Source organism: Blastococcus tunisiensis (assembly GCF_900112815.1).
GTDB classification, from domain to species: Bacteria; Actinomycetota; Actinomycetes; order Mycobacteriales; family Geodermatophilaceae; genus Blastococcus_B; species Blastococcus_B tunisiensis.
In genome coordinates this window covers 20,265-35,816 of sequence record NZ_FOND01000005.1, presented here as the reverse complement: position 1 = coordinate 35,816, position 15,552 = coordinate 20,265, and the positions used below count along the sequence as shown (strand labels likewise).

Annotated in this window: 14 protein-coding genes and 2 tRNA genes; 6 read left to right on the top strand and 10 right to left on the bottom strand. The window is 72.7% G+C overall.

Annotation, left to right across the window (positions count from 1 at the left end):
* The first annotated feature begins 90 nt into the window (after positions 1-90).
* Complete coding sequence (locus BM142_RS07855) at positions 91-1,260, top strand: cystathionine gamma-synthase (RefSeq protein WP_092196234.1); 1,170 nt, start codon at positions 91-93, stop codon at positions 1,258-1,260.
* On the top strand, positions 1,260-1,529 hold the full coding sequence (locus tag BM142_RS07850) for a hypothetical protein (protein WP_092196233.1): 270 nt from the start codon (positions 1,260-1,262) through the stop codon (positions 1,527-1,529). Before BM142_RS07855 ends, BM142_RS07850 begins: the two co-directional genes overlap by 1 nt.
* Positions 1,530-1,624: 95 nt before the next feature.
* Here BM142_RS07850 and map read toward each other — a convergent pair whose 3' ends face one another.
* Positions 1,625-2,395, bottom strand: coding sequence for a type I methionyl aminopeptidase (gene map / locus BM142_RS07845; RefSeq protein ID WP_092196232.1), 771 nt, complete (start codon positions 2,393-2,395; stop codon positions 1,625-1,627).
* A gap of 154 nt (positions 2,396-2,549) precedes the next feature.
* Between map and BM142_RS07840 the strand changes: the two genes are divergently transcribed.
* Complete coding sequence (locus BM142_RS07840; protein WP_092196231.1) at positions 2,550-3,059, top strand: VOC family protein; 510 nt, start codon at positions 2,550-2,552, stop codon at positions 3,057-3,059.
* A 44-nt stretch (positions 3,060-3,103) separates the two neighbouring features.
* Here the strand turns inward: BM142_RS07840 and BM142_RS07835 are convergent, their stop codons facing one another.
* The 4 genes from BM142_RS07835 to BM142_RS07820 all read right to left on the bottom strand — a co-directional run bounded on the left by BM142_RS07835 (position 3,104) and on the right by BM142_RS07820 (position 5,112).
* On the bottom strand, positions 3,104-3,388 hold the full coding sequence (locus BM142_RS07835; protein WP_092196230.1) for a GNAT family N-acetyltransferase: 285 nt from the start codon (positions 3,386-3,388) through the stop codon (positions 3,104-3,106).
* Between the two features lie 32 nt (positions 3,389-3,420).
* Entirely contained in the window at positions 3,421-3,615 is a 195-nt protein-coding gene (locus tag BM142_RS07830) for a ferredoxin (protein ID WP_092196229.1), read from the bottom strand.
* On the bottom strand, positions 3,612-4,910 hold the full coding sequence (locus tag BM142_RS07825) for a cytochrome P450 (RefSeq protein WP_092196228.1): 1,299 nt from the start codon (positions 4,908-4,910) through the stop codon (positions 3,612-3,614). Before BM142_RS07825 ends, BM142_RS07830 begins: the two co-directional genes overlap by 4 nt.
* Before the next feature lie 128 nt (positions 4,911-5,038).
* Positions 5,039-5,112, bottom strand: a tRNA-Met gene (locus BM142_RS07820).
* A gap of 141 nt (positions 5,113-5,253) precedes the next feature.
* Here BM142_RS07820 and BM142_RS07815 point away from each other — a divergent pair.
* On the top strand, positions 5,254-5,709 hold the full coding sequence (locus tag BM142_RS07815) for a hypothetical protein (RefSeq protein WP_139228808.1): 456 nt from the start codon (positions 5,254-5,256) through the stop codon (positions 5,707-5,709).
* A gap of 19 nt (positions 5,710-5,728) precedes the next feature.
* On the opposite strand, the gene BM142_RS07810 is transcribed toward BM142_RS07815, so the two are convergent.
* Positions 5,729-6,229: a MarR family winged helix-turn-helix transcriptional regulator gene (locus BM142_RS07810; protein WP_092196226.1), complete on the bottom strand. Its 501-nt coding sequence runs from the start codon at positions 6,227-6,229 to the stop codon at positions 5,729-5,731.
* Between the two features lie 104 nt (positions 6,230-6,333).
* Here BM142_RS07810 and BM142_RS07805 point away from each other — a divergent pair, with 104 nt between their 5' ends.
* Positions 6,334-7,197: a dioxygenase family protein gene (locus BM142_RS07805; protein ID WP_092196225.1), complete on the top strand. Its 864-nt coding sequence runs from the start codon at positions 6,334-6,336 to the stop codon at positions 7,195-7,197.
* A gap of 36 nt (positions 7,198-7,233) precedes the next feature.
* Here the strand turns inward: BM142_RS07805 and BM142_RS07800 are convergent, their stop codons facing one another.
* From BM142_RS07800 to BM142_RS07785, 4 genes are all read right to left on the bottom strand, one after another.
* A complete protein-coding gene (locus BM142_RS07800) occupies positions 7,234-9,354 on the bottom strand; it encodes a DEAD/DEAH box helicase (RefSeq protein ID WP_092196452.1) in 2,121 nt (706 codons plus the stop codon).
* 297 nt (positions 9,355-9,651) lie between these two features.
* Positions 9,652-9,725, bottom strand: a tRNA-Met gene (locus BM142_RS07795).
* Positions 9,726-9,796: 71 nt separating this feature from the next.
* The gene (locus BM142_RS07790; protein ID WP_254790701.1) at positions 9,797-12,730 is read right to left on the bottom strand and encodes a UPF0182 family membrane protein; all 2,934 of its coding nucleotides are present in this window, start codon (positions 12,728-12,730) and stop codon (positions 9,797-9,799) included.
* A gap of 163 nt (positions 12,731-12,893) precedes the next feature.
* Positions 12,894-14,006, bottom strand: a complete 1,113-nt coding sequence (locus tag BM142_RS07785; protein ID WP_254790641.1) for a YlbL family protein — start codon at positions 14,004-14,006, stop codon at positions 12,894-12,896.
* A gap of 17 nt (positions 14,007-14,023) precedes the next feature.
* Here BM142_RS07785 and BM142_RS07780 point away from each other — a divergent pair, with 17 nt between their 5' ends.
* Positions 14,024-15,466: a zinc-dependent metalloprotease gene (locus BM142_RS07780; RefSeq protein WP_092196222.1), complete on the top strand. Its 1,443-nt coding sequence runs from the start codon at positions 14,024-14,026 to the stop codon at positions 15,464-15,466.
* Positions 15,467-15,552: the final 86 nt, after the last annotated feature.

Below are 15,552 nucleotides of genomic sequence, written 5' to 3'. Positions count from 1 at the left end.
CAGCGAGCGCCAGCGAGCGAGGAGCGGAACGACCGCGGAGGCGACCTGTCACAGAGCGAGCGAGGAGCGGAACGAGGGCGGAGTCGAGCCATGGAACAGGGCTTCAGCACGCGGGCGATCCACGCCGGGCAGGAACCCGACCCGGCCACCGGCGCGGTGATCCCGCCGATGCACCTCACGACCACCTACAAGCAGGACGGCGTCGGGGGGCTGCGCGGCGGCTACGAGTACAGCCGCAGCGGCAACCCGACGAGGAACGCGCTGCACGAGGCGCTGGCCGCGCTGGAGGAGGGCACCACGGCGCTGGCCTTCGCGTCCGGGCTCGCCGCGGAGGACACCCTGCTGCGCACCGTCTGCCGGTCCGGCGACCACGTCGTCCTGGGCGGGGACGCCTACGGCGGGACGTTCCGGCTGATCTCGCGCGTGCTGTCGGAGTGGGGCCTGGAGCACACCCCCGTCGACCTCGACGACGCCGACGCGCTGCGCGCCGCCATCCGCCCGACGACGCGGGTGGTCTGGTGCGAGACGCCCAGCAACCCGCTGCTCAACATCACCGACATCGAGCGCACCGCGGCCGTCGCGCACGAGGCCGGTGCGCTGCTCGTCGTCGACAACACCTTCGCCTCGCCCTACCTGCAGCGGCCGCTCACCCTGGGCGCGGACGTCGTCGTGCACTCGACGACGAAGTACCTGGGCGGGCACTCCGACGTCGTCGGGGGCGCCCTGGTCACGCGGGACGCCGGTCTCGGCGAGCGGCTGGCCTACAACCACAACGCGATGGGGGCGGTCGCGAGCCCGTTCGACTCGTGGCTGGTGCTGCGCAGCCTCAAGACGCTCGGCGTCCGGATGGACCGGCACTGCGCCAACGCGGCGCGGGTGGCGGAGTTCCTCGCCGGCCGGTCCGACGTCACCGCCGTGCTCTACCCGGGCCTGCCGGACCACCCCGGGCACGAGACCGCGGCGCGGCAGATGTCCGGCTTCGGCGGGATGATCTCCTTCCGCCTCCGGGACGGCGAGGACGCGGCGCTGGCGGTCTGCGAGCGCACGCGGCTGTTCACCCTCGCAGAGTCGCTCGGCGGCGTGGAGTCGCTCATCGAGCACCCGCACCGGATGACCCACGCCAGCGCCGCCGGCTCCCCGCTGGAGGTGCCGAGCGACCTGGTGCGCCTCTCGGTCGGCATCGAGGACATAGAAGATCTGATCTCCGATCTCGAGCAGGCTCTGGCCACGGTCGGAGGCTCGCCCCGAGCTCGCGGCTGATGGCCGACCACCTGCGGCTGGTGGCCGACCTCGAGGCCCTGTTGTACCGGCACGACCCGATCGGCATCGCGGTCGGCGGCAACCGCGACGAGTACTCACCCGAAGCCGGCTCGATCGTGCCGCGGCTGCGGGACGTCGAGACGGTCGAGGACGTCCGGCGGATCGTGCACGAGGAGTTCGTCCACTGGTTCGACGACGACACCGCCGGTCCGGCCGGTCGGTATCAGACGATCGCAGAGGAGCTGTGGGCTCGGCTCGAGGTCGGCTGATCAGCGCAGTGCGGTGACCGGCGAGCGCCATCCCCACTGCGCGACCGCCGTCCTCGTGCTGCAGCGCGAGGACGGCGACCCTCCGGCGAGGCCGGTCAGCGTGGCGCGGTCAGGATCCTGGGGCCGTCCGCGGTGACGGCGACGGTGTGCTCGACGTGGGCGGCGCGGCTGCCGTCGGCGGAGCGCAGGGTCCAGCCGTCGGCGTCGACCCGGTAGTCGTCGCTCCCGCCGGCCAGGAACCACGGCTCGATGGCGATCACCAGCCCCGGCCGCAGCGGCAGACCCCGCCCCGGACGGCCCTCGTTGGGCACGGACGGCGCCTCGTGCATGGTCCGGCCCACGCCGTGGCCACCCTGGTCGGTGTTGATCCCGCAGCCGCCGGCCCGGCCGACCGCGCCGACGGCCGCGGAGATGTCACCCACCCGGTTGCCGACGACGGCCGCGGCGATGCCGGCGGCGAGCGCCTGCTCGGTGGTCTCGACCAGCCGGAGGTCCGCGGCGCGCGGCGTGCCGACGGGGTAGGTCATCGCCGCGTCCCCGACCCACCCGTCGAGCGTGGCTCCCGCGTCGACGCTGAGCAGGTCGCCGTCCTCCAACTCGTAGGGGGTCGGGATGCCGTGCAGCGCGACGTCGTTGACCGACAGGCACAGCACGCCCGGGAACGGCGGCGTGGTGGCCAGCGGGGCGTAGCCGAGGAAGGGCGAGGTGGCTCCCGCGTCGGCCAGGACGTCCCGGGCGATGGCGTCCAGTGCGGTGAGCCGGACTCCCGGCGCCGCCGCCGCGCGCACGGCCGCGTGCATGTCCGCGACCACCGCCCCGGCCGCCCGCATCGCGTCCAGCTCGCCAGGTGTGCGCAGTTCGATCACGCCTCCACTTTCCGGCATGACGGTCCGCGCATCACCAGGGCCCCCCGATCGTGACCCCCCGCCCGCTCGGGGCGGGCATCGGTGAGGGGTGGGAAGCAGATGCCCCGCGTCGCGGTTGCGTCCGGCAGACGGCCCGACCCTGGAGGATCAGCGCGTGAGCACCACCGAGAACACCCGCGACGTGACCGCGCTCGAGCAGGAGCGCGCCCGCATCCGCGACGTCCACCTCAGGCCCTCCGGGGAGCGCCCCGCCTCGACCGCGCGCGGACTGCACCACACGGCGCTGATCAGCTCCGACGTCGAGCGGACCGTCCGCTTCTACCAGGACGTCCTCGGCTTCCCGCTGACCGAGCTGATCGAGAACCGCGACTACCCGGGCTCCTCGCACTTCTTCTTCGACATCGGCAACGGCAACCTGCTGGCCTTCTTCGACTTCCCGGGCCTGGACGTCGGCCCGTACGCCGAGGTGCTCGGCGGCCTGCACCACATGGCCATCAGCGTCGACCCCGAGCGCTGGGAGAAGCTGGTCGAGCGGCTCACCGAGGCGGGCGTCGAGCACGAGGTGCACAGCGGCGTCTCGGTGTACTTCCGCGACCCCGACGGCGCCCGCATCGAGCTCATCGCCGATCCGCTCGGGGAGATGTACGGCCACCAGGTCCTCTGAAGGAGGGCCCCTCTGCACGGTCCCGTCGTGCAGAGGGGCCGTGCTCAGCGCTGCTGGACGAGGTCCTGGTACTCCTCGTGCTTGTCGATCCAGCCGCGCACGAACGAGCACTGCGGGACGACGGAGCCGCCCCTCGCCCGGACGTCGTCCAGTGCCGCCTGGACCAGCGTGCTGCCCAGGCCCTTGCGCCCGGTGTCCTGGTCGACCTCGGTGTGGGTGAACACGACGGTGTCGCCGCGGCGCTCGTAGTCGGCGTGGCCGAGCAGCTGGTCACCGTCGCGGATCTCGTAGCGGTTGGCCTCGGGGGCGTCCTGAACTGTGGGCTCCATGCCGGTCCCCTACCCCGGCCCCGCCGTTTCGATCACTCCGCCAGCGAGAGGGCCCCGGTGGGGCAGGCCTGGACGGCGTCCTGCACGTTCCCGAGCTCGTCGGTGTCCGGCTCGGGCCGGTGCACGACGAGCAACCCCTCGTCGTCGACCTCGAAGACGTCCGGCGCCAGGGCCTCGCAGGCGCCCGACCCCACGCAGCGCTCCCGGTCGACCTCGATCCGGCTCACACCGCGCCCGTCAGCCGGCCGGGCAGCCGCTTGAGCCCGTTGACGAAGGAGGACCGCAGGCGGGCCGGCTCGCCCGCCACCTCCAGGTCGGGCAGCTGGTCGAACAGCTGCCGGAAGGTCACCGCGATCTCCCGGCGGGCCAGGTGCGCCCCGAGGCAGAAGTGCGGGCCGTGGCCGCCGAAGCCGACGTGCGGGTTGGGGTCCCGCGTCAGGTCGAAGACCTGCGGGTCGGAGAACAGCTCCGGGTCGCGGTTGGCCGCTGCGTAGAACAGCAGGAACTTGTCACCGGCGGCGAACCGGTGGCCGTTCACCTCGCCGTCCTGCGTCGCCGTCCGGCGCATCCAGGTGATCGGGCTGGTCCAGCGCACGAGCTCCTCCACCGCCGTCTTGTCGATCGACGGGTCGGCCATCCACCGGGCCCGCTGCCCGGGGTGCTCGGACAGCGCGAGGATGCCCTGGGAGATGGCGTTGCGGGTGGTCTCGTTCCCTGCCACCAGCAGCAGGATGAAGAAGGAGGCGATCTCCTGGTGGGTCAGTCTCTCGCCGTCCACCTCGGTGGTCACCAGCGCCGTCGTCAGGTCGTCGGCCGGGCGCTCCAGCCGCTCGGCGGCCAGCCGCTCCATGATCCCGGCCAGGGCGATGCCCGCCTCGAACAGCGCCGTCAGCGGCTCGTCCTGGTCCTCGATGAGCTCCGGGTCGCCGCCGGAGAGGATCACGTTGGAGGCCGCGAGCACCTGTTCCCGGTCCTCGGCGGGCACGCCCATCATGTCGCAGATGACCCGCAGCGGGATCGGTGCGGCGATGTCGGCGACCACGTCCAGGCGCCCGTCGTCGGCCTCCGCGGTGCGGCGGGCCTCGGTCAGCACCTCCTCGACGATGCCGCGCACCGAGTCCACCACCCGCTCCAGCATCCGCGGGGTGAAGGTCTTCGAGACGATCCGCCGGATCCGCGCGTGCCGGGGGTCGTCCATGCTGATCATCGAGCCGTAGAACTCGTGCAGGTCGGCCGGGATGTCCTGGATGGACACCGCCCCCTTGCCGGAGCAGAAGACCTGCGGCCGCGAGCTGATCGCGTCCAGGTCGGCGTGCCGGGTCACGGCGTAGTAGCCGGGGCCGGCCGGCAGCCCCGGGATCTCCGGCTCGGCGAAGAACGCGAACGGGCGCTCGGCCCGCAGCCGGTCGAAGACCGCGTGCCGCACCTCCGGCGGCTCCAGCCAGAAGTCCCGGTCGGAGAGGTCGATGCCATCCAGGTCGGGGATCCGCGCGACGGATCCGGGTGCGGCGTCCACGACCATCGGGCGACCTCCGGGCAGTGACGGTCAACGGTGACCGCGACGCTAGAGAGTGGACCGGGGAATGCACAACACGCGGCAGGACGGACACGACAAGGGCCCGGTCACCGAGGTGACCGGGCCCATCGTCGTAGCGGGGACAGGATTCGAACCTGTGACCTCTGGGTTATGAGCCCAGCGAGCTACCGAGCTGCTCCACCCCGCGTCGGTAGCTACCACGGTACACGCCGGCCGCGGTCGCTCGCACGGCCCCCCCCCGAGGGGCGCCGTACCACTCCGTCACACCGGTCCCAGGCACGCGCGCGCCTTCCATGCCGTGCGTCTGCAGCCGCTTACAGTCCGCTACGTGGCGGGCGAGGAGACGGCGAGCATGTTCGCCGGGCAGCCACAGCCGGTGGAGATCCACCACCGGGGCATCTGGTACTCCGGCGAGCTGATCGGCTGGCGGCACGAGAGCAACGGCCGGGTCGCCGCCCGGGTTCGGTGCCGGGTGGACGGCCTGCGGCACTCGGCGTGGATGGACCTCGCCGACCTGCGCCTGCCGGACCCCGCGCGCCCTCCGCACAAGGAGCCGTTCCCGGCCGTGGTGCACCGCCCGGTGCCCGCGGGGAGCTGGGACGCGGACGACGCGACACGCCCCAACCCCCTGCTGGCCGGCGTGCACACCCGAGCGGCCAAGCCGGCGCACGCCGTGCAGCCGCCCGCGCCCGTCCCGCCGTCCGAGTCGCAGCAGGAACCGGCCCGCCCGCTGCGCCGCAACCAGTACCTGCGCAAGTACGAGGCCTACCTCAGCGTCGTCTGACGCAGGGTCGGCGGGACGGTCAGCCCGTCGGTGCACCCGCGTCACGCTGCGGCGCCATGACCACGCCGTCGGGATCGATCCGGCCGAGGATCGACTCGGCGATCTGCGCCAGCTGCCGGACCTGCGCGTCATCGAGGGCGTCGAGGACCTGGGACCGCACGGTGGCGACGTGACCCGGCGCGGCGTCGACGACCGTCGCCCAGCCCCCGGCGGTGAGCCGGGCGTTCGTGGCGCGCCCGTCCTCCGGGCACGGGGACCGCGCGACGAGCCCGCGGTCCTCCAGCCGGCTCACCACGTGGGAGAGCCGGGGCAGGGTCGCGTTGGTCCGTGCCGCCAGGGCCGTCATCCGCAGGGTGCGCTCAGGCGCCTCGGAGAGCATGGCGAGGACGAAGTACTCGAAGTGACTCAGCCGGGAGTCGCGCCGCAGCTGGGCGTCCAGGACGCCGGGCAGCAGCTCCACGACGGCGGCGAGCCGCACCCAGGCCACGCGCTCCTCGTCGGTCAGCCACCGGGTGCTCATGCCGCCACCCTAGGCCATTTCATTGACGCTTCAACAAAGTAGGCCTAGGGTTCGCTTGAAGCTTCAACCAATGGGGTGGCCCGCCCCCGTCTGGAGATCCCGGCATGACCCAGCCCCCGACCCACCCGTTCACCGGCCACCTTGCCCGCGCCGCCGCCGCGCCGCCGCACGCCGCCTGGCGCCCCGAGGACGGCGCCCTCCCCGCGCTCTACCTGAGCCACGGCGCGCCGCCGCTGTTCGAGGACACCGACTGGATGACCCAGCTGTTCACGTGGGCGCGCTCCATGCCGCGGCCGACGGCGGTCCTCATCGTCTCCGCGCACTGGGAGGCGGCACCGCTGAGCCTGTCCAGCACCGACCCCCACGTCACGCCGGTCTACGACTTCGGCGGCTTCGACCCGATGTACTACCGCATGCGCTACGACACCCCGGACGCCACGGAGCTCGGCGCCCGGGTGCTCGGCGCCCTCGGAGGCGGGGATCCGGTGCACCAGCAGCAGAGCCGCGGGCTCGACCACGGCGCCTGGGTGCCGCTGAAGGTGATGTACCCCGAGGCCGACATCCCGGTGCTGCAGCTCAGCCTGCCGACGTCGGACCCCGACCGGCTGCTGCGGCTGGGGGCCCGGCTGCGCGCCCTGCGCGACGAGGGCGTGCTGGTGGTCGGCTCGGGGTTCACGACGCACGGCCTGCCGTTCCTCGGCCGGTCGGACGTCCTCGGGCAGACCGTGCCGGGCTGGTCGACGGAGTTCGACGCCTGGGCCGCCGAGGCCCTCGCCCGCGGTGACGTCGACGCGCTGGCCGACTACCGGCACCGGGCTCCGGGGATGCCGTACGCCCACCCGACGGTGGAGCACTTCGTGCCGCTCTTCGTCACCCTCGGGGCGGCCACCGTCGCCGAGGCCCCGCGGGAGCCGACGATCGACGGCTTCTGGATGGGCCTGTCGAAGCGTTCCCTCGCCGTCGCCTGACCGCCGCCGTCCCGGTGGCGGCAGCGGCGGCCCGGGCTAGGCCGTCAGGGCGTCGGTCAGCAGCGCGACGAGCGCCTCGAGCTGCACGTCCGCCGAGGAGGGGAGCTCCTCGTCCGATCCGTCGAGGGCCCGGGCGGCCAGTCCCGCCTTGCTGTCGATCAGCTCGGCGATCCGGGCGTCGAGCGTCTGCGCGGCGATGATCCGCCAGGCGGTGACCGGCTCGGACTGCCCGATCCGGTGGCTGCGGTCGATCGCCTGCGTCTGCTCGGCGTCGGTCCAGGACAGCTCGGCGAGCACGAGGTTCGAGGCGACCTGCAGGTTCAGGCCCACGCCGGCCGCCGTCAGGGAACACACCGCGACGGCGACCTCGGGGTCGTTGACGAACGCGTCGATGTTCTTCTGCCGGGACGACGGCGTCTGGTCACCCCGGATCGAGGAGAACCGGACACCCTGCCGGGTCAGCGACTCCTGCGCCGCATCCATGACGTCGACGTGCTTGGCGAAGAAGACGACCTTGCCCGCACTGCGCGCCAACTGCGCCGCATAGTCCGCGGCGAGCCCGGCCTTCGCCTGACCGATGCGCCGCATCATGCTGAAGACGTTCTCGCCGGACTCCCCGGCCGCGGCCTCCTTGAGCTCCGACCGGGCGACCCGGCGCACCAGCTCGGCGTCGATGCCGTCGACCGGCTGCGAGGTGCGGTTCGCCATCGCCGTCTCGTAGCGCGCGACCAGCCGGCGGGCGAGATCCCGTTCGGCCGCCCGGATCGAGCGGCCGGCCGCCCCGTCCAGCTCGACGGGGATGTCGGCGATCCGGCGGGCCGGGATGTCGGCGGCCACGTCGACCTTCCGGCGGCGGACGACCCCCTGCTCGATGACACACCTGCGCGCGGCCGCGTAGAAGCCGAAGTCGGCCGGCGTCAGGCCGGTCTCCTCCAGCGCGTCGATCAGCTCGCCCAGCGGCTTGGTGTCGTCGATCCAGCCGAGGAACTGCCAGATGGCGAGGAAGTCCTCGATGTCGTTGATCAGCGGGGTGCCGGTCAGGGCCATCAGCAGCGGCCGCACCGTCCGGGCGCGGACCCGCTCGGACAGCTCGAGGACGTGCTGGGACCGCTGCGACGTCTTGTTCTTGATGAAGTGCGCCTCGTCGACCACCATGCCGCGGAAGCCGAAGTTCCCCAGCCAGCCGACGTGCCGGTCCAGCACCTCGTAGTTGACGACGACGATGTCGGCGAAGCCGTCGACGGTCTCGCCGTTGCCCTGCACCACCGTCGCGGTGCGGTGCGGCGTCCAGATCCCGGCCTCGCGGGCCCAGTTGGTCTTGACGACGTTCGGCACGACCACGAGCAGCGGATAGGCGTCGGCCGCCTCGGCGGCGAGCAGCGCCTGCGCGGTCTTGCCGAGCCCCGGCTCGTCGGCCAGGAGGAAGGTCCGGTGCCCGGCCGCCGCGGCGGCGACCAGCTGCGCCTGGTGGGGCATGAGCTCCCGGTCCCCGGGCGCGCGCAGCGACGACGGCGCGGGTAGCGGCATGCAGGCGATCTCCCCGTCGCCGGCGCGTTCGAAGGACCGCAGCAGCGGGCCCAGCAGCTCCCAGCCGGCCAGCCGGCGGGGGCGGGACGCGCGCACGGGGGCGGCGGAGAAGTCGGGGGCGAGAAAGGGGTTGGCCAGCTGCCGCGAGACGACCGACTGCGGCACGATCCGGCGCTCCGGAGCGGCCGGGGCGGCCTCGGGCTCCGGCGCCGGCGCCTCCTCGACCGGCGCCTCGATGCCGACGGAACGCAGCAGCTCCCGGGAACGGGACCGGACCTCGTCGGAGACGACGGCGTCCTCGGCCAGCAGGCCGAGCAGGGCGGGATCGCGCACGGCCGTCTTCGCGAGGATCGTCGCGATGCCGTCCAGCCGCTTGAGCCGGTCGGCCCGACGTGCGTCCGTGAGGGACTCGTCGGCGCGGACGCGCGCGTGCTCCTCGCGCAGGACCAGCGCGACGACCTGGAACTTCGTGCGCACCGAGGGAGACACGGGACCGCGCCGGGCGGCGGTCTCGACCTCGCGCACGGTCCGCGCCAGCACCGACACCACGTCGTCGCGGTCACGGGTCCGTCGCTGGTTCCGCGGGGCGGTGCGGCGGGTGCCCGTCGGGGACTGCCCTCGTCGAGCCACGAACTCCTCCTTCACGACGGCGCGCATCGTTGTCACGCATCGGCACACGACCCGGGGCCGAGGCGACGGATGCCGGGCACCGGCTGCCGGTCCGGAGCGCCGGCCGGCACTCCGTCCGGCGAGGGCCGGCACCTGCACGCCCGACGACCCGACATCGGTGCGACCCGCCGTCCCGCCGTCGACGGCCGGGACACCGACCGCTCGGCGAGAGCGTTCACCGGACGGCCGCGCGTGCCTCGAGCTCCTGCACCGACGGAAACGGCCCCCGCAATGGCTGCGAGGGCCGTCTCATCGTTGTAGCGGGGGCAGGATTCGAACCTGCGACCTCTGGGTTATGAGCCCAGCGAGCTACCGAGCTGCTCCACCCCGCGTCGGCAGGATCCACAGTACCAGCCGTGGCGGGCGGGGAGGCCGCGGGGTGCTCCCGCGGCCTCCCCCGTGCTCACTCGCCGGCCTGCTGAGCGGCCTGGTAGGCGTCCACCGCCGCCTGCAGGTCCTCCAGCGCCTGCCCCTGTCCGGCGAAGTCGCCCGCGCGCTGGGCCGCCGCGAGCGCCGCGAGGGCGGCGTTGATGTCCACCACCGCCTGCTCCATGTCCGGCGTGACCGGCGCCTCCCCGCCACCGGGCGCATCGACGCCGTCTCCGCCCCCTGGTACGACCTCCGGGGTCGCGTCCTCGTCGACGGTGTCGGCAATGTCGTCGCTGTCGGTCGCCGACTCCCCCGCCCCGGCACCGAACACCTGGTCCAGGGCCTCGGAGAGGGTGTTGGCGTACCCGATCCGGTCACCGAAGTTCACCAGCACCCGCTGCAGCAGCGGGAAGCCGCTCTCGTCGGCCCCCTCCACGTACAGCGGCTCGACGTACAGCAGCCCCGCGTCACCGATCGGCAGGGTCAGCAGGTTGCCGAACACCGCGTTGGAGCTCTCGCTCTCGAACAACGTCAGGTCCGGTCGCACCTGGTTGTTGGTCGTGAACGCGTTCTGCACCTGCCCCGGGCCACGGAACGGCGTGTTCCCGGGGAGCTGCAGCACCTGGATCTCGCCGTAGGTGTCCGGGGCGCTCGACGCGGAGATGAACGCCGAGAGGTTGTCCCGCTGGAAGGCGTTCAGCGCGCTGGTCAGCTGGAAGCTGGCCTCGTCGTCCCCCGGCCGCTGGGCCAGGATGTAGTACGGCGGCTGGTCCTGGTCGGTGTTCCGGGTCGGGTCGTCCGGGATCTGCCACCGGTCGCTGCCCTCGTAGAAGGCGATCGGCTCGTCGACGTGGTAGCGGGTCAGGATGTCCCGCTGCACCTTGAAGAGGTCCTCCGGGTACCGCACGTGGCCGACCAGCTCGTCGTCCATCGACTCCCGCGGCTCCACGACGTCCGGGAACGCCTTCATGTACGTCTGGAGGACCGGGTCCTCCTGGTCCCACTCGTACAGCGTCACCGTGCCGTCGTAGGCGTCCACCGTGGCTTTCACCGAGTTGCGGATGTAGTTGAAGGTCTCGTTCGGCAGCGCCGTGGTGCCGGTCCCGGTGAGCGCGTCGGCCGCCGCCTCGCCGAGCTGCATCTGCTCGGCGTAGGGGTAGGAGTCCGACGTCGTGTAGCCGTCCAGGATCCATGTGACGCGGCCGTCGATCACGGCCGGGTACGGGTCGCCGTCCACCTCGAGGAAGGGCGCCGCCTTCTCCACGCGCTCGCGCGGGTCGCGGACGTAGAGCACCTTCGACTCCTCGTTGACCGCGCTGGAGAGCAGGAAGTTCCGCTCCCGGTAGTAGATGGCGTAGGTCAGGCGCCGGAAGAAGCTGCCGATCTCGACGCCGCCGTCACCCTGGTAGGTGTTGTTGATCTGCCGCTCGTCCGAGCCGCCCTCGGGCAGGTCGAACTCCCGCGGCTCGGCCCCCTCCGGCGCCCCGACGACGGAGTAGTCCTGCATCAGCTCGCCGTAGTAGATGCGGCTCTCCTCGACCGGGATGTTGCCCCGGGTGGGCAGGTCGCGGGTGGTGAAGTTCGGCTCCCCGCCCTCCGAGCCGGCCACCACCTCGTTCGCCGGCGCCGCGACGAAGCCGTGTCCGTGCGTGTAGACGGTGTGCCGGTTGATCCACGTGCTCTGGTTCTCCGACAGGCCCGCGCTGTCGAGCTCGCGCACGGCCACGACGTAGTCGCCCGTCTCGCCGTCGACCGTGTACCGGTCGATGTCGAGCTTCTCCGGGAACCCGTAGACGTTGCGGATCTGCTGGCGTGCGGTGAACGTGTCCGACAGGACGTTGGGGTCCAGCAACCGGGCGTTGGGGATGGTCTCCGTGTCGTTGCGCAGCTCGGCGAGCACGACCTCGGGGTCCACCTCGTTGCCCGTGGTGTCCTGCGCGTAGTCGATGTACTCGATGCCGGACAGGCCGTAGGCGTCGCGGGTCATCTCGATCGCCCGCTCGATGTAGGGGGCCTCCCGCTCGTTGGCGCTGGGCTTCACCACGAACTGCTGGACGATCGCCGGGTAGGCCACCCCGATCACCAGGCTGGAGAGCAGCAGCAGGACCAGAGCGGCCGCCGGCAGCAGGAAGTTGCGCACGACGATGTTCGCGAAGAACGCGACGGCGCAGATGATCGCGACGAAGACCAGGATCGTCTTGGGCACCAGCAACGCGTTGACGTCGGTGTAGCTCGCGCCGGTGAAGACGTCACCGCGGTCGGAGTAGACGAGGCCGTAGCGGTCCAGCCAGTAGGCCACCGCCTTGAGCGCGACGAAGAGGCCGAGGAGCACCGACAGGTGCACGCGGGCCGCCGCCGTCAGCTTCTGCCCCGGCGTCTGCAGCCGCAGCCCGCCGAAGACGTAGTGCGTCAGCACCGCCCCGATCAGCGCGAGCAGCACGATCGCGAAGCCGAAGCCGAGCGCCAGCCGGTAGAACGGGTAGTCGAAGACGAAGAACGACAGGTCCATGTTGAACTGCGGGTCGGTGCGCCCGAAGTCGGTGCTGTTGCGGAACTGCAGCCAGGTCTGCCAGCTGCTCTGCGCGGTGAACCCGGCGAACAGGCCGAGCACGACGGCGACGGCGGTGAGCACCAGGCCGCGGCGGGGCTCCAGCGACTGGCGGTAGCGCTCGAGGTTCTGCTGCTCGAGCGACATCGGCCGGAAGGTGGGCCGGAAGCGGTAGGCGAAGTGGATCGACGCGGCGACCGCACCACCGGTGGCCACCCCGGCGACCGCGAACAGCAGCACCCGGGTCTGGAGCTCGGTCCAGAAGACCTCGGTGTAGTTGGTCGCGTCGAACCAGAGGTAGTCGACGTAGACGTTGGTCAGCGTGCCGATGGCGGTGAACAGCACCAGCAGGACGGCGACGGCGCCGAGGACCAGCTTCGCGCGGCGCGACAGGGTCGGCACCGGCACGGGGGGCCGCATGGCCACGAGCGCTCTCCTTCAGTTTGCGAACGGTTGCAGATGTGCGATCGGCCGGGTCCGGGTCCGGGGGCGGTCGATGGTTCGATCCGGCCCCGGGTGGGAAACCCCGGTCATCCCAGCACAACGCACGGGGGCCGACGGGGTTCCCTGCGTGTCCGGACGGTCAGCAGGTCTCCGGTGTCCGCCCCGCCTCGAAGTCGGCCAGTGCCTCGAGCGCGTCGTCCAGGGTGGCGACCCGGGCGAGCGGGAATCCCGGGTCGGGCGCCGCCGCGGCCTCGGCGCAGTTGCCGGCCGGGACCAGGAACAGCTCCGCGCCGATCTCCCGGGCGGCGACCATCTTCAGCGGGATCCCGCCGATCGCCCCGACGTCGCCGTCGGCGTTGATGGTGCCGGTGCCCGCGATCACCGCTCCCCCGGTCAGGTCGTCCTCCCCCACCAGGTCCAGGATCCCGAGGGTCAGCATGAGGCCGGCCGAGGGACCACCGACGTCCTCGACCTGGATGTCCACGTCGAAGGGCGCCGACGGCTGCTCCAGGATCGTGATGCCGAGCAACGATCCCCCGCGGTCCTCGGCGGACCCGGTGGTGATCGTCGCCGTACCGGGCTCCCCCTGGCGGGTGTAGGACACGGTGACCGTCGAACCGCCGGGGATGGAGCCGAGGACCTCGTCGAGCGCCTCGGTGTCCGGCGTGGGGACGCCGTCGACCGCCTCGAGCGCGTCCCCCTCCTCGAGGGCGCCCTCCGACGGCGAGTCCTCGGAGACGCCCTGGACGACGACCTTCACCGGGTAGCCCAGCCGGCCCAGCGCGACGGTCTCCGCCGCCTGCTCCGAGGTCAGGAAGGCCGCCCGGTTCGCCTCGCGGGTCTCCTCCGGTGACCGGTCCGGCGGGTACACCGATTCCTCGGGGACGACGCTGACCTCGTCGTCGAACCAGCCGCGGACCGCCTGCACCAGGCTGAGACCACCCCGGCTCACGCCGACCGTGGTCAGGTTCAGGTTGCCCTCGACCTCGTTGCGGTCCCGCCCCTCGATGCTGATGATCGGGTCGCCGTCGATGTCCCCGAGGGTGTTGTAGGTGGGCCCCGGCACCTGGGCGACGTACGGCACCGGCAGCGTCGTCCCCAGGACCCCGAAGAGGACCAGGAGCACGACACCGGCGGTCAGGACGGCGATCCGGCGGGTCACGACGGGCGAGCCTATGCGGCGGAACCGGACGGCGCCGACGACGTCCCGTCCGCCCATGGCGCAACTCGCCGCCGTCGCCACGAAGATCACACGTCTACCGTGGATGCATGAGTGACGTCCCCTTCGGCTTCGGACCGTCCGACCGCGACCCCGAGCGCCGCGAGCCCGGCCAGGGAGGCAACCCCGGCGACCCGTTCGGGCTCGGCGCCCTGTTCGGCGGCATCGCCGGCGGCGGCTCGCCGGAGGACCTGATGGGCAAGATGCCGCTGTTCGCCGAGCTGCAGAAGCTGATGAACTGGTCCGGGGGCCCGGTCAACTGGGACCTCGCCCGCCAGGGCGCCATCAGCCAGCTCGCGGCGGGTCACCAGCCCTCCTCCGACGCCGAGCGCACCGCGGTCGCCGAGGCGCTGCGCCTGGCCGACCTGTGGCTGGACCCGGTGACCGAGCTGCCCTCGGGCATCGAGCGGACCGCCGCCTGGTCGCGGGTCGAGTGGGTCGAGCAGACCCTGCCGGCCTGGGGTGCCCTCATCGACCCCCTGGCGGAGAAGGTCGTCGCGGCCATGACCAGCGCCCTGCCGCAGGAGGCCGCCATGGCGTTCGGGCCGGTGGCCGGGATCATGGGCCGGATGGGCGGGCTCATGTTCGGCGCCCAGGTCGGCCAGGCCCTCGGCAAGCTCGCTGACGAGGTCGTCACCAGCACCGACGTCGGGCTGCCGCTGGCTCCGTCAGGCACCGGCGTGCTCGTCCCGCAGAACGTGGCCGCGTTCGCCGCCGGCCTCGACCGGCCCGCCGACGAGGTGCGGCTGTTCCTGGCGCTGCGCGAGGCGGCCTCCCAGCGGCTGTTCGCGCACGTCCCGTGGCTGCGCCAGCAGCTCCAGGACGCGGTGCACGCCTACGCCCGCGGCATCACCATCGACCGCGAGGCCATCGAGCGCGGCATCACCGAGGCCATGTCCGGGATGGAGGGGGGCATCGACCCCAGCAACCCGGAGAGCATCCAGCAGCTGCTGGGCAGCGGCGTCCTCGAGCCGGAGGAGACGCCCGAGCAGCACATGGCGCTGCGCCGGCTGGAGACCCTGCTCGCGCTGGTCGAGGGGTGGGTGGACACCGTCGTCGCGGAGGCGGCGAAGGACCGGCTGCCCGGCCACTCCGCGCTGGCCGAGACGATGCGCCGCCGGCGCGCCTCCGGCGGGCCGGCCGAGCAGACGTTCGCCACGCTCGTGGGTCTGGAGCTCCGCCCGCGCCAGCTGCGCGACGCTGCGACGGTGTGGGGCGCCATGACCCAGCAGCACGGGGCGGACGCCCGGGACCGGCTCTGGTCGCACCCCGACCTGCTGCCCACGTCGGACGACCTCGACGAGCCGCTGGACTTCGTCGCGCGCCAGGGTCTGGACGACGAGCTGGCGGCGCTCACCGCCGACGATGCCGCCGATCGCGAGGAGACCGGCGCCAGCGGCGACCGCTCAGGGGACGGCTCAGGGGACGGCTCAGGGGACGGCTCAGGGGACGACTCCGGGGACGACGAGGACCGGGAGCCCGGGAAGGACTAGCCGCCGCGGCCGCTCCCCGGCCCCGCCCTGAGGCTCGGTGCGAGCACGGTGACGCGCTGGAGCGGCCCCGGTGCAGGGCCCCGCCG